This window comes from Paraburkholderia sejongensis (genome assembly GCF_020880815.1).
Taxonomy (GTDB): domain Bacteria; phylum Pseudomonadota; class Gammaproteobacteria; order Burkholderiales; family Burkholderiaceae; genus Paraburkholderia; species Paraburkholderia sejongensis.
In genome coordinates this window covers 662683-682030 of record NZ_JAJITD010000001.1, presented here as the reverse complement: position 1 = coordinate 682030, position 19348 = coordinate 662683, and the positions used below count along the sequence as shown (strand labels likewise).

Below are 19348 nucleotides of genomic sequence, written 5' to 3'. Positions count from 1 at the left end.
GTCCGTGCCGCGCCGCGGGCGCCGGGCTCGAAAGCCTCGACGGGCCGGACGGGGCCGTGATGTTGCGGGTTGCGCGCGGTGGCCGGCGGCAGCCGTGGTCCGGACGCGAACCGTGGTACGCGCGGCTGGCCATGCGGCTCTTCGAGTGCGCAGCGCTCCGGCCGTGCGGGCGGGGCATCCGCGTTGCACGAGGCGGCTTCGGCCGCGCCCCCGGCGCGCGCAAAACCCGTATTTTGCCTTGCGGCGCGCCCGACGCGGGCAAAGCCGGCAATTCTAGCGGGCAATGGGGTGGGATTGGCGGGGAGTTGGGGGAGTGGAGGGACTTCGTGAGGAGGGACCGGCGCAGGCGGGGCGCGCGGCAATCGCACACTGGCCGCGCCTGCTTGCGCGCGGCGCGGACCAGCGTAGGAGCGCGTTACGACTTCTTCGGATCCTTCGGCGCCGGTCTCTGTGCCGGCGCGGGAGCCGGCCGGCCCGGGGCGGCCGCGTGCATGTCGGCGTGCGGCGGCTGCGGGTGGCCCGCCATCATCGGCGCGGATCCCGGCGGTTGTCCGTGACCGGCCAGCATCGGTCCCGGCGCCGGGCCGCCCGGACGCCCGAACGGTGGATGCTCGCCGCCGGGATGCCCTTCGCGCGGATGCTCGCCGCCGAACCCATGCGCCGGCAGATGGCCGTCATGGTTCGCCAACACGTGATGCAGCTCCTCGCGGCGATGAAACACCTCGGCGCGATGATCGCCATGGGCATAGAACTGACGATGCCGGATGCCGTCCGGGCCGACCGCCCAGATATAGGTATCGCCGCCGACGATCACGACGTCGCGATCGACCACGTTGGCGACGTACATATCGGTCGGCATCGGCTGATAGACGGGCTCGGACTCGACGACGACGGCGGGCGGCGGCGTCAGCGCGCTGACGATCACCTGGTTGACGCGGTTCGGATCGATCACGAGCTGACCTTGCTCGTTGGTCGCGCAGCCTGCCAGCAGGGTCGCGGCCGCGGCCGACGCCAGTAATGCGCTGGTAATGGTATTCAAATTGTTTCCCCGGTTCGTATTGATTATTTGTCGAACGACGGTTTATTAACGACCGGGGCTTAATGTTCTTGATATGCGAATACGGATTGATGCGGATTCAATCATTACGTCCGGTTACAACGGAAAACCAATTGGCCGGACGGGCAGAGCGGATTTTATGCGCGCGGAATGAATTAAAACAAAACAGGCTGGCTGTTCGATCTGCGCGAGACAATACTGGCAATGCGCGGCGGGTGCCGCGTGATTGCCTGATTCAATTGCCGCCCGCCTTGCCGTCTTTGGAACCGGTCGTGTCCCAGTTCATCCGGTGGCGCTTTACGGTCTCGGTATGGCGCGTATCGTCCTCGGTGTGCAGATAAAGACTGGTCGTATTCAGCGAGACGTGGCCGAGATTGTCGCGAATCGTGCGCAGGTCGACGCCGCCGTCGGCCTGGTGCGAGCCGGCCGTGTGGCGCAGCCAGTGCGCGGACGCCCGTTCGAGTTCGTCCGCGCGATCGGCGAATTGCGGCCCGCGTGCGCGCAGCCACGTCGCCGCGCCCGCGAAGATGCCCTTGATCGCGTCGTGAATCGCCGAGCGCGACAGGCAGCGATTGCGGCCCTTGAACGGCAACACCAGCGGGGTGTCCTCGGAGCGGCTCGGCAACGCGGGCAGTCCGTTCATCGTGCGATAGCTGCGCAGCTCCTGGATCAGCTCGCCCGACACCGGCACGATCCGCTCCTTGTCGCCTTTGCCGAGCGTCTCCAGCCACCACTGATCCTGCCCGTCGGCGCCGAGCCGGCGGAAGAACTGGCCCATCTGCCCGCCGGCCACTTCCGAAATGCGCATCCCCTGCAGATAGAACAGCGTGCTGAGCCAGCGGCAGCGCGCGTAGTACGCGCGTTGAGCATCGGTGTCGCGCGGCAGTTGCTCGACGAACAGTTTGACCTCGTCCCACAGCGAGACCGACAGATAGCGCGTGACGCGCGGCGCAGAACGCTTCGCGCGTTGCCGCAGCAGCGCCATCGGGTTGCCGCGCAGGTAGCCGGCGTTGACCAGCCACGTGAACATCGCGTTCAGGATGATCAGCGCCTGACGCTGGCTGGCCGGCGACAGCGGCCCGTTGAACGGCCGCCAGCGCTCGTCGCCGCGCGCGAACTTGCCGCCGCTGGCCGACACCCAGCGCGCGGCCGGCTGCGGATCGGCGATGAACGCCTTGAACAGCAGCAGATCCTCATGGGTCAGCGACGACAGCGGCTTGCCGAGCTGCACGACCGCCCACAGCAGCAGCCGCTCGGCTTCCTTGCGGTAATTGTCGGAGGTGGTCTTGGTGTCCGCGTAGTTGGACAGCCATGCGCGCACCGCGTCGAGATCGTTGCGGGCCGACAGTTGCGAATTTTCGAGGGCGCCGCGATTGGTGCCGTCGCGGCCGTCGAGCAACTCCGGCACGACGAGCGATTCGACGGGCCGCACGGTGGCGAGCGCAGCATGAGAATCAGCGTGAGACGCGGCTTTGGACACGATTCGTAAAACTCCTTGGGGTCGACGCAAACCCGGCGCGCACAGGGCTGCGGACGAAACGCGAAACCCTATCACACGGCGCACTGCGTCAGGCGCAAATCGGGGACTCGCACTCGGGCTTAAGCGCACGCTCGCGCAATTCGCTTTACAGTGTGAGCCGGCAGTCGCGTCGGGTTTTCGTAAGCTATAGTCCGCACCTATGATACGGATTGCCGTATTCAATTCTATTGAAGTTTGGACTCGCCTATATTCGAATACGATTAGCCCGCGGCCGATGCTACCCGGCAATCACGCCAATAAAAATTTCCCACGACCCAGGATCCGCCCACAATGAATTAATTCAGCAGTCACTAACTTCAGATGAGCGCACTGCCGAATATTTATCCGGTTGGCAGGCCTTCAGAATCGTTAAATTGCCATCCCGGCGAGGCATCATGGCGATGCTCAGCAAGTGTCTCGCAGAGAGGATCGGAGTCCAGCGGCGCGGTAGCCGCTCCGATCGATAACGGAGACATCCTCCAAAGGAGAGACCGCATGTCAAACGAAGCAAAGTGCCCGTTCGTCCATTCCGCCGGCGGCGGCACGACCAACCGCGACTGGTGGCCGAAACAGTTGCGCCTGGATCTGCTGAGCCAGCATTCGAACCGCTCCAACCCGCTCGACGATAGCTTCGATTACGCCGAGGCCTTCAAGAGCCTCGACTTCGCAGCGCTCAAGAAGGACCTCGGTGAACTGATGACCGATTCGCAGCCCTGGTGGCCGGCGGACTTCGGTCACTACGGTCCGCTGTTCATCCGCATGGCGTGGCACAGCGCCGGCACCTACCGGATCGGCGACGGCCGCGGCGGCGCAGGGCGCGGCCAGCAGCGCTTCGCGCCGCTCAACAGCTGGCCCGACAACGTCAGCCTCGACAAGGCGCGCCGGCTGCTGTGGCCGATCAAGCAGAAATACGGCCAGAAGATTTCGTGGGCCGACCTGCTGGTGCTGACCGGCAACGTCGCGCTCGAATCGATGGGTCTGAAGACCTTCGGGTTCGGCGGCGGCCGCGAGGACACGTGGGAACCGGATCAGGACGTGTACTGGGGCAATGAAAAGACCTGGCTCGGCGGCGACGTGCGCTACGGCAAGGGCGCGGCCGGCAAGGACGACGACGAGGGCGTGATCGTCGCGGATGAACAGATCCACGGCAAGGAAGAAAGCCGCACCGAGCCGCCCGGCCGCAATCTGGAAAACCCGCTCGGCGCGGTGCAGATGGGGCTGATCTATGTGAACCCGGAAGGTCCGGAGGGCAATCCCGATCCGCTCGCCGCCGCGGTCGACATCCGCGAAACCTTCGCGCGGATGGCGATGAACGACGAGGAAACGGTCGCGCTGATCGCGGGCGGCCATACGTTCGGCAAGACGCACGGCGCGGGCCCGGCCGATAACGTCGGTCCGGAACCGGAAGCGGCCGGTCTCGAGCACCAGGGGCTCGGCTGGAAGAACAGCTTCGGCACCGGCAAGGGCGGCGACACCATTACGAGCGGTCTCGAGGTCACGTGGACCGCGACGCCGACCCAATGGGACAACAGCTTCTTCGAAACCCTGTTCGGCCACGAATGGGAACTGACGAAGAGCCCGGCCGGCGCCAATCAGTGGGTCGCGAAGAATGCCGAGGCGACGGTGCCGCATGCGCACGACCCGTCGAAAAAGCTGCTGCCCACGATGCTCACGACCGACCTGTCGCTGCGCTTCGACCCGGTCTACGAAAAGATTTCGCGGCGCTTCCTCGCGAACCCCGACGAGTTTGCCGACGCGTTCGCGCGCGCATGGTTCAAGCTCACGCACCGCGACATGGGACCGGTCGCGCGCTATCTCGGCCCGGAAGTGCCGTCCGAAGAACTGCTGTGGCAGGATCCGATTCCGGCCGTCAAGCATCCGCTCGTCGACGAGAAGGACGTCGCCGCGCTGAAGCAGAAGGTGCTCGCGTCGGGTCTGTCGGTCCCGCAACTGGTCGGCACCGCGTGGGCGTCGGCGTCGACGTTCCGCGGCTCGGACAAGCGCGGCGGCGCTAACGGCGCGCGGATCCGGCTCGCGCCGCAGAAGGACTGGGAAGCGAACCAGCCGGCCGAACTCGCGAAGGTGCTGAAGGTGCTCGAAGGCATCCAGAGCGAGTTCAACGGCGCGCAGTCGGGCGGCAAGCAGATCTCGCTGGCCGATCTGATCGTGCTCGCGGGCGGCGCCGGCATCGAAAAGGCCGCGGCCGATGCCGGCCAGCAGATCACCGTGCCGTTCTCCCCGGGCCGGGGAGATGCGTCGCAGGAGCAGACCGACGTCGAATCGGTCGGCGCGCTCGAACCGGTCGCGGACGGTTTCCGTAACTACCTGCGCGCCGGGCTGCGGGTGCCGGCCGAAAAGCTGCTGATCGACAAGGCCCAACTGCTGACGCTGACCGCGCCGGAAATGACGGTGCTGATCGGCGGTCTGCGCGTGCTGAACGTGCATACCGGCAGCGAGCCGCATGGCGTATTGACGGACAAGCCCGGCACGCTGACCAACGACTTCTTCCGCAACCTGCTCGACATGGGTACGGAATGGAAGCCGCTGTCGGCCGCCGCGGATGTGTTCGAAGGCCGCGATGCGAAGACCGGTCAGAAGAAATGGACCGGGACCCGCGTCGATCTGGTGTTCGGCTCGAACTCGCAGCTGCGTGCGCTGAGCGAGGTGTATGCGAGCGTGGATGCAAAGGAGAAGTTCGTGCGCGACTTCGTGGCCGCGTGGACCCGCGTGATGAACCTCGACCGGTTCGACCTCGCCCGAGCGGCAGCGTAACGGCTGCCGGTTTCGCGGCATTCTCGCCGGGCACGCGGCGCTAGCCGCATTGCCCGGCAGCGATGCCTGGTACCAGACGGTGCGCTTGCCGGTAATCACCCGGCGAGCGCACCGTTTTTTTTATGGCGCGCGGTCAGCGTTATCGGGTGCTCAAGGTCGAGCAGCAGGGGCCGACAATTCGCTACTGGATCGAGTGTTGAGTTTTTCTTCTACGTAGCGCGCATTTTGCTGCTACCGGTCACTGGCAGGGTTTATCGGAAGGGAATCGGATAACGAACAAAATTGCCTTGGGGGTTTCGGACCCGTCTTATTTCGATCAAAGACGTGACAGTCCAGAATCGCGTCGCTGCTCAAAGCGGCGACCCTTTCAATCCCCAAGGCTAAAACATGTCGAAAAAACACCTTCTCGCGGCGGCGCTGATGACTCTTCCAGTTCTCAGTTTTGCTGCGTCCACCAACACCATCAACTTCCAGGGCGAAGTCTCCGATCAGACCTGTTCGGTCGCGATCAATGGCAACGCCGCCAATCCCACCGTTCTGCTGCCGACGGTCTCCGCCACGTCGCTCGCCACCCCGGGCGACACTGCGGGCCTGACCACGTTCTCGATCGGCCTGTCGGGCTGCATGGCGCCGACCACCACCGCGCAGGCAGCCAGCACCGTGTTCGTCGGCAATCAGGTGACGACCGCCGGCAACCTCGGCAACACCGGCACGGCCACCAACGTCGCGCTGCAACTGCTCGATCCGAAAACCCCCGGCACGCCGTTCGATCTGAGCGGTGTGAACGGCTACGCGGCACCGGGTCTGAGCATCGCGGCCGGTGCGACTACCGCCAGCTATGACTACGGCGTCCAGTACATCAGCGAAACCGGCGGCGCTACGGCCGGTTCGGTGCTGGGCAGCGTGCAGTACTCGGTCAGCTACCAGTAACGCAGGCAGTCCGATCGTGCGGGTCGCTCCGGCCCGCACGATTCGCAGGACGAACTAATTCCCCCGCGGCAGGGGCTGCCGCGAATTTCTCAGAAGTGTTCCGATGAACCAGCGAATTCGAGTACTGGCGCTCCTTCTTGCGCTCGTGTCGGGCAGTGCCGCCGCGAGCGTCGTCATTCCCCATACGCGGGTGATCTATCCCGGCGATGCGCGCGAGCAGTCGCTGCAGTTCACCAACGAAGACGATAGCCCGAGCGTGATGCAGGTGTGGATCGACAGCGGCGATCCGGACTCGACGCCGGAGAAGGCCGATGCGCCGTTCGTCGTGACGCCGCCGGTGTTTCGCATCGAGCCGAAAGCCGGGCAGATGGTGCGCGTCGTGTTCACCGGCAACGCACTGCCACAGGACCGTGAATCGGTGTTCTATCTGAACACGCTGCAGATTCCGTCGCAGCGCGCCGAGTACGCGGACAAGAATCAGATGCTGATTCTGCTGAGAAACCGTCTGAAGCTGTTCTACCGGCCGGCCGGGATCGCGGGCAGCGCGGCCGACGCGCCGGGCAAGCTGACGTTTCGCGTCGACGCGAAGCGCGGCGCGCCGCAACTGGCGGTCGTCAATCCTGCCGGTTATTACGTGACGGTGCTGGGCGGCACGGTTACGTGCGGCGCGACGAGCGCGACGTTCAAGGGCGACATGCTGAGCCCGCGCGGCGACGCGACGTGGCCGCTGAGCGGCGGCTGTGCGAATGCGAGCGAGGCCCGCTCGGTCAGCGTCGAGTACGTCGACGACTACGGCGCGATCCGCAAACTCGAGCGCTCGCTGGAGAGTGGCCGCGAGGTACGCTAGGTGAGCGTACGTGCACGGGGGCGCGCGTCCAGCTCCGGACCTCTGCCGCGTCATGTTCCGCTCGCGCTGCTGGTCGCGGCGCTCGGCAACGCGTGGGCCGGCGAGGCCGCACCGGTCGTGACGGCGGAGACGACGGAGACGGCAGCGCCGGACGAGTCCGCTCGCGCGAGCGCCGGCGATGCGCCCGAGGCGGCCGGCGACGACGCGTACCGCTTCGATAGCCGACTGCTGCTCGGCTCGCCGCTGCGCGTGACCGATATCGAGCGCTTCAACAAGGCCAATACGATCGAACCCGGGACCTATGAAGCGGACCTCTACGTCAACGACGTGTTCTTCGAGCGGCGCACGATCGAATTTCGCAAGAGCGCGAATGCGCAGGTTCAGCCGTGTCTGAGCGACGCGCTGCTTGACGCCGCTGGCGTGCTGGTCGGCGAAGTTGCTGACACGCGCGCTGACACACGAGGTGCGAGCGCCGTAGCGGGCGAGACCGGCGCGGCCGATGCGCACGCACCGGCCGCAGTCGAGACCACGCCGGATCACGCCTGCGTCGCGCTGAGCGAACGCGTGCCCGGCGCGACCGCGAGCTTCGATCAGGCGCGGCTGCGCGTGAACCTGACGGTGCCGCAGGCACGCATGAAACAGGTTGCGCGCGGCTCGGTGGATATCAGCCAGCTCGACGCCGGCACCACCGCGGCGTACTTCAACTACGACACCAACGCGTACACGTCATCGTCGTACGGGATTCGTTCGGACTCCCTGTATACCGGCATCAACGCGGGCCTGAACGTCGGCCTGTGGCGTTTTCACGAGCAGGCCGCCTATACGTGGTCGGGCAGCGGCGGCGCGCGTCAGAGCAACTGGAACAACATTCGCGCGTACGCGGAGCGGCCGCTGCCGCAACTGAACAGCCAGATCACGCTGGGGCAGAGCTTCACCGGCGGCAACCTGCTCAGCTCGGTCGCCTATACCGGTGTGCATCTCGAAACCGACGACCGCATGTTGCCCGAGTCGATGCGCGGCTACGCGCCGGTCGTCAACGGCGTCGCGCGCACCAATGCGCGCGTGATCGTCAGCCAGAACGGCAACATCATCTACCAGAGCTCGGTTGCGCCGGGCCCGTTCGCGATTCGCGATCTGAATCCGACCAGCTACCAGGGCGATCTGTCGGTTCAGGTGATCGAAGCGGACGGCCAGGTCTCGACATTCTCGGTGCCGTTTTCGGCGCTGCCCAATTCGTTGCGACCCGGCGTGTCGCATTACAGCTTCACCGCCGGCCAGGTGCGCCAGGTGGAGGGCAGCAACGCGAAGTTCGTCGATCTGACCTACGAGCGCGGGCTGACCAATCTCCTGACCGCGAACGGCGGGCTGCGCGTGTCCGATCGCTACCAGTCGGTGCTGGGCGGCGTGGTGCTCGGCACCCGCGCGGGCGCGTTCGGCGCGAACCTCGCGTGGTCGAACGCGCGCGATGCGAACGGCCAGCCGGTCAACGGCTGGCGCAGCTCGCTCAATTACAGCCACACGATCCAGCAGACCGGCACCACGCTCGCGCTGGCCGGCTATCGCTATTCGACCCGCGGCTACCGCGATTTTGTCGATTCGCTCGGCTCGCAGGCTGCCGAGGAGCGTGGCGACGCATGGAGTTCGACGACCTACCAGCAGCGCGATCAGGCGACCGTGAACATCAATCAGACGCTCGGCGGCTACGGCGCGCTGTCGCTGTCCGGCGCGCTGACCAGCTATTACGGCGGGCGTCCGCGCGATACGCAGTTCCAGTTCAGCTACAACAATCACTATCGCGCGATCAGCTACAACCTGTCGTTCATCCGGCAGAAGTCGAGCACGCTGTACAGCACCGGCATGCCGAATCTGGTCACGGGTAGCAGAGCGGCGGTGACGTCGGCAGACTCGTCGAATCTGTACATGCTGACGGTGTCGATTCCGCTCGGCAACAGCGCATCGGTCTCGGGCAGCGTGGCGAGCGGTACGGGCCAGGGCACCTCGCTGCAAGCGTCGGTGAGCGGCACCGTCGACGCCGCAAAGACGCTCAGCTACGGGCTCAGCGCGGCGGCGCAGACCGACAACGCGGCCCGCACCGCGAGCGCGAACCTGCAGAAGAATTTCTCGAATGTCACCGCCGGCGGCAACTATACGCAGGGCAATGGTTTCTGGCAGGCGGGTGTGAATGCGCGCGGCGCGGCGGTGCTGCATCCGGGCGGGCTGACGCTCGGCCCGTATGTCGGCGATACGTTCGGCGTCGTCGAAGCGAAGGGCGCGCAAGGCGCGCAGGTGCGCAACGGGCTCGGCGCGAAGATCGACCGCTGGGGTTTCGCGATCGTGCCGTGGCTGACGCCGTACCAGTACAACGACGTCGCGCTCGACGCGAAGGGCATCAACCAGAACGCGGAGCTGACGACCAATCAGCTGCGGGTCGCGCCGTACGCGGGTTCGATCGTGCGGCTGCGCTTCGATACGCGTACCGGCCACGCGCTGCTGATCGAGGCCACCCAGGCGGACGGCACGCCGTTGCCGCTCGGCGCGAACGTGCTCGACGGCGATGCGCACGGCGCGGTGATCGGCGTGGTCGGGCAGGGCGGGCTGGTGTACGCGCGGGTGCCGAAAGACGAGGGCAGGGTGACGGTCAAATGGAGCGATGACGAAGACGGCTGGTGTTCGCTGCCGTACCGGGTCGCGAAAGAGGACCGGCAGGCGCCGCTGATCCGGGTCGAAAACGCGCACTGCGTGGCGCCGGCCAGTTCGCTGCAGGCGCGTAACGACGCGGACGGCAGCGGCAGTCACTAGCTGTGCGCAATGGCCGCACGAGTGGCCACCCTGGCCGCCTGTCGCTAGCGGTGGCCACAGCGGTGGCAACAGCGGCGCGATCAATGGTTGAACAACGCCGGCCGGCAGCAGGTCGGCGATTGACGGATAACGGATATGTCGAGATTGAACGGACTATGGCGACGCGGCGCGCGCCGCTGCTTCGCAGTACTGCTGATGATTGCCGGCGGCGCGCTGCCGGCCGCCGCGTGGGCGGCCACCGGCTGCTACAAAATCACCGGCCGCACCACGTCGACGACATCGGGCTACTACACGGACGCGGGCCTCGTGGTGGGCAGCTGGAGCGGTTCGACCGACAGTTCGGGCGCGAATGCCTATCCGATGACGGTCAACGTCAATACGCCGCCGTTCGTGCCGGACGGCACGCTGCTCGGCTCAGGCGTGTCGGCGCTCTACAACCTGGGCGCCAACGGAGTGGGTTCGTACAGCCCCGAACAGGTGCTGTTTCGCTGCTCGGCCGATGCCGCCGGCACGATGTACGAGTACTTCGCAACCAATGGCGACAGCCCCCACGCCGGCGGCACCGATATCAGCGGCGCCTCGGGGATTCCGGGCACCTACACCAGCTATTACAAAGGCACGATCTCGCGCGTGACCAACGTCACGACCGGCCAGTACGTGACGCGCTACTGGCAGGCGCGCGCGCTGACAGGGCTCGACACCGACAGCCAGGGCTGGTTTCTGATCAAGGCCAAGAACTTCAGTCAGTACCGGCTCGAGCTGTTTCAGTGCTCGGCCTGCAGTGGCGGTTCGAGTTCCGGCACCGGCAAATGGGGCCAGTCGCAGCCGATGGCCTACGTCGCGTTCAAGGGCGGCGCGAGCGGCAACCTGATTTCGTCGGGACTGTCGGTCGGCGCGGACTCCAACAGCCAGTATTCCGGCTGGTACGGCTCGTGGCCCGGCTCGATCAATCCGTATGGCAACGTGATCGTGCGGCGCGCGGCGACCTGCGCGGTGCGCAACACCACGCCGACGATCCTGTTTCCGACCATGACGATCTCACGCCTGCAAGCGGGCGAATCGGTGCAGCGGCCAATCACGATCCAGGTGGAATGTCAGAGCAGCGCGCCGTCGGGGCTGTCGTCGTTCGTCAGCGGCACCGCGGCCAGTCAGACCGCGCTCGGCATCCTCGCGGCGCCCGGCAATGCGCAGAGCGCGACCAGCGAAGGCCTGACGACGAGCGGCACCGGCGTGACCTACCTGCTGTCCGACGGCTACGGCAGCGATCCAGGCGTGGCAACCGGCGTCGGTGTCGCGTTGTCGCGACCGGGCGGCGGTGCGCTCAATCTGCTGACCAACCAGTACGTGACGACCGGCGGCGCGGCCGACGGCTGGGACCCGGTGCTCAACGATGCGACGCAGACGGGTTCGAGCAGTACGACGAGGACCTACACGCGCAACATCATGGCGACGTTCAAGGCGTTCAGATCGACCGTCACCGCGGGGCGTTACAACGCGACCGCGCAAGTGATCGTACGGGTGCAATGAAAATGATGAAAGCGCTGGTTTCTGTGCTGCTGGCAATCGCCCTCGCAGGTGGGCTCGCGCCGGCGTTCGCCGGCGTCACGCCGGAAGTGTCGCGCGTGATCGTTCACGCCAGGGAAAGCGAAACATCGGTGCAGCTGTTCAACCTGAACGACTATCCGGTGCTGGTGCAGGCATGGGTGGACGACGGCGCGATCGACTCGGTGCCGCAGGACGCGAAAGCGCCGATCATCGCGCTGCCGCCGATCTTCCGCATGAATCGCGGCGAGCAGACGAGTCTGCGGCTGCTCAACACCGGCATGCCGTTGCCGGCGGACCGCGAGTCGCTGTTCTGGCTCAACCTGTACGAGATTCCGGCCACGCGCGCGAACCAGGCGCCCGACGCGCAGCAGGTGACCGTGATGATGCGCACCCAGCTGAAGGTGTTCGTGCGTCCCGACGGTCTGCGCGAGCAGGCGGATGCGCTGCCGGGGCGGCTGGAATTTTCCGCGCACGGCGGCGATCGGCTGCGGCTCGATATCTATAACCCGACGCCGTATCACGCGACGTTCGGCAAGATCCACGTGAAGCTGGCCGGTGTCGATCAGGCGCTGCCGGTCGAGATGCTCGCTCCGCTGAGCCGCGCGTCGGTGGTGTTCGACAAACTCCACGGCGCGCCGGGAGACGACGTGGAGATCGCTTTCGCACTGATCGACGACGACGGCAATCCGGTCGGCGGCGAGCGGCGGATCCGCGTTGCCGAATAATGCAAAGCTTAAATATTTACCTGAGATAAACATATAAAAATAGAATAATTCTCAGCGCGCTCGTTCGTCGCTACGCTGTCCGGCATATCGACAGCGAGGGCTTATGAGCGCATCTGTTTCAACCTCTTTTTCGACAGCGTGGCGCACGCAGCTACGCACGCTAGCCACAGCGGCCCAAGCGCTCGACGGCACGCCGTACGCGTGGCGCTATGCGAATTCCCGCGGCGCCGCGACGCTGGTCGAAGCGCAGCGCGCGGGCTCCATCGCGCCGGCACCGGCCGGCGATCCGCCGGTGCTCGCCGCGGCCGTCGGCGCCCCGTCGCTGCAAAGCGTCGCGGACCGCGCGTATCGCGCCTATCGCACGTATCGCGATGCGATCCGGCCGCGTCACATCGACATGCGCGCCATCCCGGAGCCCCATCTTGCCAACGCCTGATCTCGCCCTGACGGAGCGCGACGCGCTGTCGTCCCAGTCAGCGACGCCCGCACCGGCCGGCCCCGGCGCCTCGGCTGCGCCCGCCGCTTCCGCCGCGCCGGCCGCGCCGGCAGTTAACGCGTCGCGCAAACGGTTCGTCGCGCTGCTCGCCGCGCTCGGCTGGCTCGGCGGCGCGGCGCTCACGCAATGGTGGCCCGCGCTCGACGACTGGCCATACACGCGCGAACTGCTGCTTCTAAAACTGCTGCTCGCGGCGCTGGCGCTCTCGCTTGCCGTGGCGAGCTGGCGCACGGAGCGCGCGGCGCGGCGGCGGCCGCAGCCGGCGAGCGCGCGGGCCGCGGGGTGGCTCGCGACGCGGATCGATACGGCGCCGTGGTTGCTGGCGCTGGCGCTCGGCATCACCGGCTGGGAAGTCGTGACCGCGCAGCTGGAGTGGCTGCCGCGACCGTTCTTTGCGCCGCCGCAGGCACTGCTCGCGGTCTATGTGGACGACCTGCCGCGGCTCGCGGCCAGCGTCGCCCATTCGTTCGTACTACTGGCGTATGGCTATCTGCTGGGTGCGCTGGCGGGTTTCGGGATCGGTGTCGCGATCGGCTGGTCGAAGGCCGTCGGCTACTGGCTGCATCCGGTGTTGCGGCTGATCGGGCCGTTGCCCGCTACCGCCTGGCTGCCGCTCGCGTTCTTTTTCTTTCCGTCGAGCTTCAGCGCGAGCGTGTTTCTGATCGCGCTGGCCACCGCGTTTCCGGTCGCCGTGCTGACGTGGTCCGGCGTCGCCAGCGTCAACTCCGCGTACTACGACGTGGCGCGTACGCTCGGCGCGCGACCCGCGTTCCTGATTCTGCGCGTGGCGATTCCGGCCGCGTTGCCGTCGGTGTTCGTCGGCCTGTTCATGGGGCTCGGCGCATCGTTCGCGGTCCTGATCGTCGCCGAGATGATGGGCGTAAAAGCGGGGCTCGGCTGGTACCTGCAATGGGCTCAGGGTTGGGCCGCTTATTCGAACATGTATGCGGCGCTGCTGGTGATGGCGCTGATGTGCTCCGGGTTGATCACGTTGCTGTTTCGCGTGCGCGACCGCTTGCTCGCCTGGCAGAAAGGAATGCTCAAATGGTAGTCGCTGCTCGAACCGGGGTGTCCCCAACGCACGCCGCCGAGGTGCGCCCCACCGCGCCGCTCGCGCGCGCCGCGCAGCGCGGCGCGCACATCGACATCCGCGCTGTCAGTCACCGCTTCGCGCTGGGCGGCGCCGCGCTGGCCGTGCTGGACGAGGTCAGTCTCGCGATCGAGCCCGGCGAGTTCGTCGCGCTGCTCGGTCCGAGCGGTTGCGGCAAGTCGACCTTGCTGCGGCTCGTGGCCGGCCTCGAAGCGCCGGCACAAGGCACGATCGACGCCGACGGCGAGCGCGTAAGCGGACCCGAGCCGTCGCGCGTGGTGGTGTTTCAGGACCCGACGCTGTTCCCGTGGCGCAGCGTGCGCGAGAACGTCGCGCTCGGGCCCGAGGCGCGCGGCACCAAACGCGACGCCGCCGCGCGCATCGATGCGGCGCTCGACCTGGTCGGCCTCGCCGGCTTCGCCGACGCGTATCCGCATCAGTTGTCGGGCGGCATGGCGCAGCGCGCCGCACTGGCCCGCGCGCTCGTCAACGATCCGCGTCTGCTGATACTCGACGAGCCGTTCGGCAAGCTCGACTCGCTCACGCGCATCCGCATGCAAAGCGAACTGGTGCAGCTATGGCAGTCGCAAGGCTTCTCCGTGCTGCTCGTCACGCACGACGTCGAGGAAGCGCTGTTTGTCGCCAATCGCGTGATCGTGCTCAGCGAGCGGCCCGCGCGGATCGTCGCGCAGGTGCGCAACGACGCGCCGTATCCGCGCCATCGCGATGACCCGGCGCTCGTCGCGTTGCGTCGCGAAGTGCTCGCGCTGCTCGGCCTGGAAACCTGAGCACCTGACCACCCAACCACCCGACTCGCGCCGTGCGCGCGCAAGCGCGCGAGCGGCGTCTCACCTTTCACTTCTCAACTTCCGGATCACGACACCAATGAATCTTTTCGACGACCAGGCCGCGCCGGTCAACCGCGCGCGCCGCGCGTGGCTGCGCAATACCGCATGGGCCGCGGGCGCGGCGGCGCTGGGCGGCGGCGCGTTCGCGCTGCCGGGCGCGAGCGCGTCGGCCGACGAAGCGCTCAAGCCGCTCAAACTATCGTGGAATGCGACCGCGATCTGCACCGCGCCGGTGCCGGTCGCCGCGCAGCAGGGCATTTTCCGCAAGCACGGTCTGCAGGTCGAACTGGTCAATTTCGCCGGTTCGACCGACCAGTTGCTCGAAGCGATCGCCACCGGCAAGTCCGATGCCGGCGTCGGCATGGCGCTGCGCTGGATCAAGCCGCTCGAACAGGGCTTCGACGTCAAGCTGACGGCCGGCATTCACGGCGGCTGCATGCGCCTGCTGGCCACGCGCGCGTCGGGCATCGTCGATTTGCAGGGACTCAAGGGGCGCACGGTCGGCGTCAGCGACATGGCGAGCCCGGCGAAGAACTTCTTCGCGATCACGCTGAAAAAGCTCGGCATCGACCCCGACAACGACGTGCACTGGCGCCAGTATCCGGCGCCGCTGCTCGGCGAGGCGTTGAAGAAGGGCGAGGTGCAGGCGGTCGCCGATGGCGATCCGACGATCTGGACGCTGCGCGAGACCGACCATCTGCACGAAGTGTCGAACAACCTGTGCGGCGAGTACGCGAACCGCGTGTGCTGCGTGCTCGGCGTGCGCGGCTCGCTGATCCGCAAGGACCGGGCAACCGCCCAGGCGCTGACCCAGGCGCTGCTGGAGGCGACCGAGTGGACCGCCGATCATCCGGCCGAAGCCGCCGTGATTTTCGCGCCGAACGCACCGGGCGCGAACGTCGCGCAACTGGCCGAGATGCTCAGGAGCCATACCGATCGTCACCACCCGGTCGGCGACGCGTTCAAAAAGGAAATCGCGTTGTATGCGGACGATCTGAAATCGGTCGGTGTACTGAATGCCGGCACCGCTTCGGATCGTTTCGCGACGCGGGTGTTCGCCGACGTGCTGGCTTGACCCGCAACGCTCGGGCAACGCTCAGGCGGCCAGCGCGTCGGCTGCCGCTGCTTTGCGCGCCACGGCGTCGCGCACCAGCGGCAGCAGATCGCGGCCATACGCGAGCGCGTCTTCGAGCGGATCGAAGCCGCGAATCAGGAACGTCGTCACGCCGAGCTTGTGATACTCGAGCAGTGCGTCGCTGACCTGTTGCGGCGTGCCGACCAGCGCGGTCGAATTGCCGGCCGCGCGCGTGAGCGCGGTGATGCCGGTCCACAGCCGCCGATCGACGACGCTGCCTTTATCGGCTTCAGCCAGCAGCCGCAGCGAGCCGACATTTTGCGGGTCCTTGGGCCGTCGCGTGAAATTCGGCGATGCCGCGACCACCTCGCGCGCGCGAGCGAGAATCGCTTCGGCGCGCGCCCACGCGGCCTCTTCGGTCGCGGCGAGGATCGGCCGCAGCGACAGGCTGAAACGGATCTGCCGCTCGCGCCCATGGCGGGCCGCGGCCGCGCGCACCTTGGCGATCGTCTCCTCGACCGCCGCGAGCGATTCGCCCCACAGCGCGTAGACGTCCGCATGCTTGCCGGCGACTTCGATCGCCGCGTCCGACGAGCCGCCGAAATAGACCGGCAGATGCGGCTGTTGCAGCGGCCGGATCTGCGACTTGTGACCGCTGACCCGGTAGTGCGCGCCGGCGTGGTCGAACGGCGTGTCGCTGGTCCACGCGCGTTTGACGACGTCGAGATATTCGTCGGTGCGGCGGTAGCGTTCGTCGTGCGCGAGGTAGTCGCCGTCGCGCTGCTGCTCGACGTCGTCGCCGCCGGAAATGATGTGTACGGCCGCGCGTCCCGCGCTGAAGTGATCGAGCGTCGCGAGCTGGCGCGCGGCAAGCGTCGGCGCGACGAAACCAGGGCGATGCGCGAGCAGGATGCCCAGGCGCCTGGTCTGTTGCGCGACGAACGACGCGATCTGCAAGCCGTCGGGCGACGCGCTCGAATGGGCGATCAGCACGCGATCGAAGCGGCCGTATTCATGCGCTTGCGCGACCGCGGCGATATACGGCGGATTGAGCGCCGGTCCCCGCGGTAAATGGATTTCACTCGATTCCTGGTGGCTCACGTAGCCGATAAATTCGACGCTCATGGGCGGAAGCTCCTGGTGGTTGGATGGAATGACGCGCCGGGATGACGCGCTGCGGGCTTGCCGAAAGCCGCCATGCAAACCGGCGCTGCCCGCGCCGGCTGCGATCAGATAGACGGCTCAGGCGGTGTGCGCCGCGACCGCCGCGAAAGCGGCGCGGCCGAGATTGCCGAGCACGGTGTCGTTCTGCGGAGTGTGAATGCGCGCGCACAGCACGTCGCGATAGTGGCGCTCCAGCGGGTTGTCGCGGCTCAGCCCCGGGTTGCTGCTCGCTTCGAGCGCGAGCTGCACGGCCTCGATCGCATGCTGGCTGACGAGATACTTGAGCACCGGCGCCTGGGCGGCATCGACGAGGCCGGCGGCGCCCGCGTCGAGCAGCGTGCGATTGCCGAGCAGCAGGGCGTCGATCCGGCCGGCCGTCTGCTGGAACCGTTCGAGACTCGACAGCGGCGCGGCCAGCCCGGACGGCCTGCGCCGCGCGGCCCATTGCACGAACCAGTCGCGCGCGGCGCGGGCGACGCCGTCGTAGATCGCCGGCAGCAGCACGTTCATCCACATACCGGTCAGCGGATCCATGCCGGTGGCTTCGCCCGGCGCCTGCAGATCGACCGCGTGATCGAGCGGCACGCGCACGTTCTCGAAGATCACCTCGTGACTGCCGGTCGCGCGCATGCCGAGATGATTCCAGCGCTCGCCGATACGGATGCCCGGCGTGTCGCGATGCACGAGCCACGTGCCGACGCGCGGCGCCGCTTCATCCGTGCGGCCCCACACCGCGAACCACGTGAGGCCGGGGCTGCCGGTCGAGTAGAGCTTGCGGCCGTGCAGCAGCCAGTGGTCTTGCGCGCGTTGACCGACCGTCGCCGGCAGACCGCCGCGCGACGGCGAACCGAGCTCCGGCTCGACCCGCAGCGAATTGATCAGCGCGCCGCGCTCCACCGCGTCGCGCGCGATGCGTTCCTTCAGCGCGGCCGGCCAGTTCGGATTGGCCTGCAGACGCAGGTGATACAGGCATTGCATCAGCAGGATCAGCGCGGTCGACGGCTCGCCGCGCGCGACCGCGCGGATCACCCGCAGCGTTTGCGCGAGCGTCGCCTCGCAGCCGCCGAGCGCGCGCGGCACGGTCAGCGACAACAGACCGGCCGCGCGCAGGCGCGCGAGATTGTCGTGCGGAAAACTCGCGTCGGCGTCGAGTGCGGCCGCGCCGGCCGCGAAATCGCGGCTCAGCGCATCGAGCCACGCGGCGGCCCGCGGGCTATCGAGATCGGCGAGCGCGTCGAGTGCGGCGGCGTCGCGTTCGGTGCCGGCAAGGGCGGTGTCGGGTAGACGGCTGGTCATCGTGGGCGGTTCGCAGCGGGTTCGTAGCGGGTTTGTTCGGACTGGGCGGGCGCGCGGCGTTCAGCGCGCCTCGAGCGGGAATTGCCGGTCGAAGCTCGGCGTGACATCGAGGCGGGCCTTGATCACGTCCGCGCGGTGATACAGATCGGCGGTCTTCTGCTGTTCGGCGATCAGGCCGTCGTCGATCGCGACCGGATGTAGCTGCGCGCGCTGGTAGACCGTCTTCAACACCTCGGGCGGCAGGCCGGTGACCTTCGACTGCATCGCCGCGACTTCGTCCGGATGCGCGAGCGCCCAGCGCTGGCCGGCGGCGACCCGCTTCAGGAAATCGGCGATCTGCGCGTGCTTGTCCTTGATCGAGGTCTCGGTCGCCGCCTGGAAGCTGAGCCCCGACGTCAGATCGATCCCGTTCGCGATGCTGCGGTCATGGTCCCTCTGTTCGGCGAGCGCGACATACGGGTCCCAGGTGGACCACGCATCGACGTTGCCGGACGCGAGCGCGGCCTTCGCATCGGCCGGCTGCATGAAACGCAGCGACACCTCGGACAGGGGGATGCCGGCGCGTTCGAGCGTCGCGATCGCCAGATAGTGGCCGATCGAGCCGCGCGTCGTCGCGATGCGCTTGCCTTTGAGGTCGGCGGCCGAGCGGATCGGCGACGCGTCGGGCACGATGATCGCGAGGTCGCGCGGAATCGAGCGGGTCGCCGCGACCGCGCGCACGCGCGCGCCCGCCGCATACGCGAAGATCAGCGGCGCATCGCCGAGGCCGCCCACGTCGATCGCGCCCGCGTTGAGCGCTTCGCCGAGCGGTTGCGCGGCCGGGAAGTTGAACCATTCGATCCGGTACGGCAGATTGTTCAGTTGTCCGGACGCTTCCAGAATGCCGCGGGTTTGCAGTTGCTGATCGCCGACCTTCAGCGTGGGCTCGGCCAGCGCCGCATGCGGGGCCGCGGCGAGCAGCGCGCACAGCGTAAGCGGGGCGCAGAGCGTGCCCGCGAGGCGTGCGGAAAATTTGCGCAGGAATCGATTTGCAGGAGAGGGCATGACAGACGGAGCAGGTGACTAAAAGCACACGATACGGACCGGACTTTTATAAGGCAAACGCATTGTTCTTCTTTGTTAATATGCGTAAGAGAAAAGCCGGCCGGCTTGTGCCGGCACCCGCCGACGCGCTAAGCTGCTGCC

The 19348-nt window shown here is 67.2% G+C and carries 15 protein-coding genes; 10 read left to right on the top strand and 5 right to left on the bottom strand.

What is annotated here, in order from left to right; translation table 11 throughout:
* Nucleotides 1-415 precede the first annotated feature (415 nt).
* Both LJ656_RS02855 and LJ656_RS02850 read right to left on the bottom strand, forming a co-directional pair.
* Complete coding sequence (locus LJ656_RS02855; protein WP_230507748.1) at nucleotides 416-1039, bottom strand: hypothetical protein; 624 nt, start codon at nucleotides 1037-1039, stop codon at nucleotides 416-418.
* A 253-nt stretch (nucleotides 1040-1292) separates the two neighbouring features.
* Complete coding sequence (locus tag LJ656_RS02850) at nucleotides 1293-2537, bottom strand: tyrosine-type recombinase/integrase (protein ID WP_230507747.1); 1245 nt, start codon at nucleotides 2535-2537, stop codon at nucleotides 1293-1295.
* A gap of 534 nt (nucleotides 2538-3071) precedes the next feature.
* Here LJ656_RS02850 and katG point away from each other — a divergent pair.
* From katG to LJ656_RS02800, 10 genes are all read left to right on the top strand, one after another.
* The gene (katG, locus tag LJ656_RS02845; RefSeq protein ID WP_230507746.1) at nucleotides 3072-5348 is read left to right on the top strand and encodes a catalase/peroxidase HPI; all 2277 of its coding nucleotides are present in this window, start codon (nucleotides 3072-3074) and stop codon (nucleotides 5346-5348) included.
* 420 nt (nucleotides 5349-5768) lie between these two features.
* A complete protein-coding gene (locus LJ656_RS02840) occupies nucleotides 5769-6278 on the top strand; it encodes a fimbrial protein (protein ID WP_230507745.1) in 510 nt (169 codons plus the stop codon).
* A gap of 103 nt (nucleotides 6279-6381) precedes the next feature.
* A complete protein-coding gene (locus LJ656_RS02835; RefSeq protein ID WP_230507744.1) occupies nucleotides 6382-7125 on the top strand; it encodes a fimbrial biogenesis chaperone in 744 nt (247 codons plus the stop codon).
* On the top strand, nucleotides 7126-9924 hold the full coding sequence (locus LJ656_RS02830) for a fimbria/pilus outer membrane usher protein (protein WP_230507743.1): 2799 nt from the start codon (nucleotides 7126-7128) through the stop codon (nucleotides 9922-9924).
* 135 nt (nucleotides 9925-10059) lie between these two features.
* Nucleotides 10060-11451, top strand: a complete 1392-nt coding sequence (locus tag LJ656_RS02825) for a fimbrial protein (protein ID WP_230507742.1) — start codon at nucleotides 10060-10062, stop codon at nucleotides 11449-11451.
* Nucleotides 11448-12194 (top strand): fimbrial biogenesis chaperone, encoded by a 747-nt coding sequence (locus LJ656_RS02820; RefSeq protein ID WP_230507741.1) that lies wholly within the window; start codon nucleotides 11448-11450, stop codon nucleotides 12192-12194. Before LJ656_RS02825 ends, LJ656_RS02820 begins: the two co-directional genes overlap by 4 nt.
* A 103-nt stretch (nucleotides 12195-12297) precedes the next feature.
* Nucleotides 12298-12630 (top strand): type 2 periplasmic-binding domain-containing protein, encoded by a 333-nt coding sequence (locus LJ656_RS02815; RefSeq protein ID WP_329958789.1) that lies wholly within the window; start codon nucleotides 12298-12300, stop codon nucleotides 12628-12630.
* Nucleotides 12617-13741: an ABC transporter permease gene (locus tag LJ656_RS02810; protein WP_425605896.1), complete on the top strand. Its 1125-nt coding sequence runs from the start codon at nucleotides 12617-12619 to the stop codon at nucleotides 13739-13741. The genes LJ656_RS02815 and LJ656_RS02810 overlap by 14 nt, the downstream gene beginning before the upstream one ends.
* Nucleotides 13735-14568 (top strand): ABC transporter ATP-binding protein, encoded by an 834-nt coding sequence (locus LJ656_RS02805; protein WP_230507740.1) that lies wholly within the window; start codon nucleotides 13735-13737, stop codon nucleotides 14566-14568. Before LJ656_RS02810 ends, LJ656_RS02805 begins: the two co-directional genes overlap by 7 nt.
* 97 nt (nucleotides 14569-14665) lie before the next feature.
* Nucleotides 14666-15703, top strand: a complete 1038-nt coding sequence (locus LJ656_RS02800) for an ABC transporter substrate-binding protein (protein ID WP_230507739.1) — start codon at nucleotides 14666-14668, stop codon at nucleotides 15701-15703.
* A gap of 21 nt (nucleotides 15704-15724) precedes the next feature.
* Here the strand turns inward: LJ656_RS02800 and LJ656_RS02795 are convergent, their stop codons facing one another.
* From LJ656_RS02795 to LJ656_RS02785, 3 genes are all read right to left on the bottom strand, one after another.
* Nucleotides 15725-16828, bottom strand: a complete 1104-nt coding sequence (locus LJ656_RS02795; RefSeq protein WP_230507738.1) for an LLM class flavin-dependent oxidoreductase — start codon at nucleotides 16826-16828, stop codon at nucleotides 15725-15727.
* Between the two features lie 117 nt (nucleotides 16829-16945).
* Complete coding sequence (locus LJ656_RS02790) at nucleotides 16946-18163, bottom strand: acyl-CoA dehydrogenase family protein (RefSeq protein WP_230507737.1); 1218 nt, start codon at nucleotides 18161-18163, stop codon at nucleotides 16946-16948.
* 60 nt (nucleotides 18164-18223) lie between these two features.
* Nucleotides 18224-19207 (bottom strand): ABC transporter substrate-binding protein, encoded by a 984-nt coding sequence (locus tag LJ656_RS02785; protein WP_230507736.1) that lies wholly within the window; start codon nucleotides 19205-19207, stop codon nucleotides 18224-18226.
* Nucleotides 19208-19348: the final 141 nt, after the last annotated feature.

What these genes read in the sequence shown, in the direction of transcription:
- katG (WP_230507746.1), top strand. Translation starts at nt 3,072, where the DNA reads ATGTCAAACGAAGCAAAGTGCCCGTTCGTCCATTCCGCCGGCGGCGGC.
- LJ656_RS02840 (WP_230507745.1), top strand. Translation starts at nt 5,769, where the DNA reads ATGACTCTTCCAGTTCTCAGTTTTGCTGCGTCCACCAACACCATCAAC.
- LJ656_RS02835 (WP_230507744.1), top strand. Translation starts at nt 6,382, where the DNA reads ATGAACCAGCGAATTCGAGTACTGGCGCTCCTTCTTGCGCTCGTGTCG.
- LJ656_RS02825 (WP_230507742.1), top strand. Translation starts at nt 10,060, where the DNA reads ATGTCGAGATTGAACGGACTATGGCGACGCGGCGCGCGCCGCTGCTTC.
- LJ656_RS02820 (WP_230507741.1), top strand. Translation starts at nt 11,448, where the DNA reads ATGAAAATGATGAAAGCGCTGGTTTCTGTGCTGCTGGCAATCGCCCTC.
- LJ656_RS02815 (WP_329958789.1), top strand. Translation starts at nt 12,298, where the DNA reads ATGAGCGCATCTGTTTCAACCTCTTTTTCGACAGCGTGGCGCACGCAG.
- LJ656_RS02805 (WP_230507740.1), top strand. Translation starts at nt 13,735, where the DNA reads ATGGTAGTCGCTGCTCGAACCGGGGTGTCCCCAACGCACGCCGCCGAG.
- LJ656_RS02800 (WP_230507739.1), top strand. Translation starts at nt 14,666, where the DNA reads ATGAATCTTTTCGACGACCAGGCCGCGCCGGTCAACCGCGCGCGCCGC.
- LJ656_RS02795 (WP_230507738.1), bottom strand. Translation starts at nt 16,828, where the DNA reads ATGAGCGTCGAATTTATCGGCTACGTGAGCCACCAGGAATCGAGTGAA.
- LJ656_RS02790 (WP_230507737.1), bottom strand. Translation starts at nt 18,163, where the DNA reads ATGACCAGCCGTCTACCCGACACCGCCCTTGCCGGCACCGAACGCGAC.
- LJ656_RS02785 (WP_230507736.1), bottom strand. Translation starts at nt 19,207, where the DNA reads ATGCCCTCTCCTGCAAATCGATTCCTGCGCAAATTTTCCGCACGCCTC.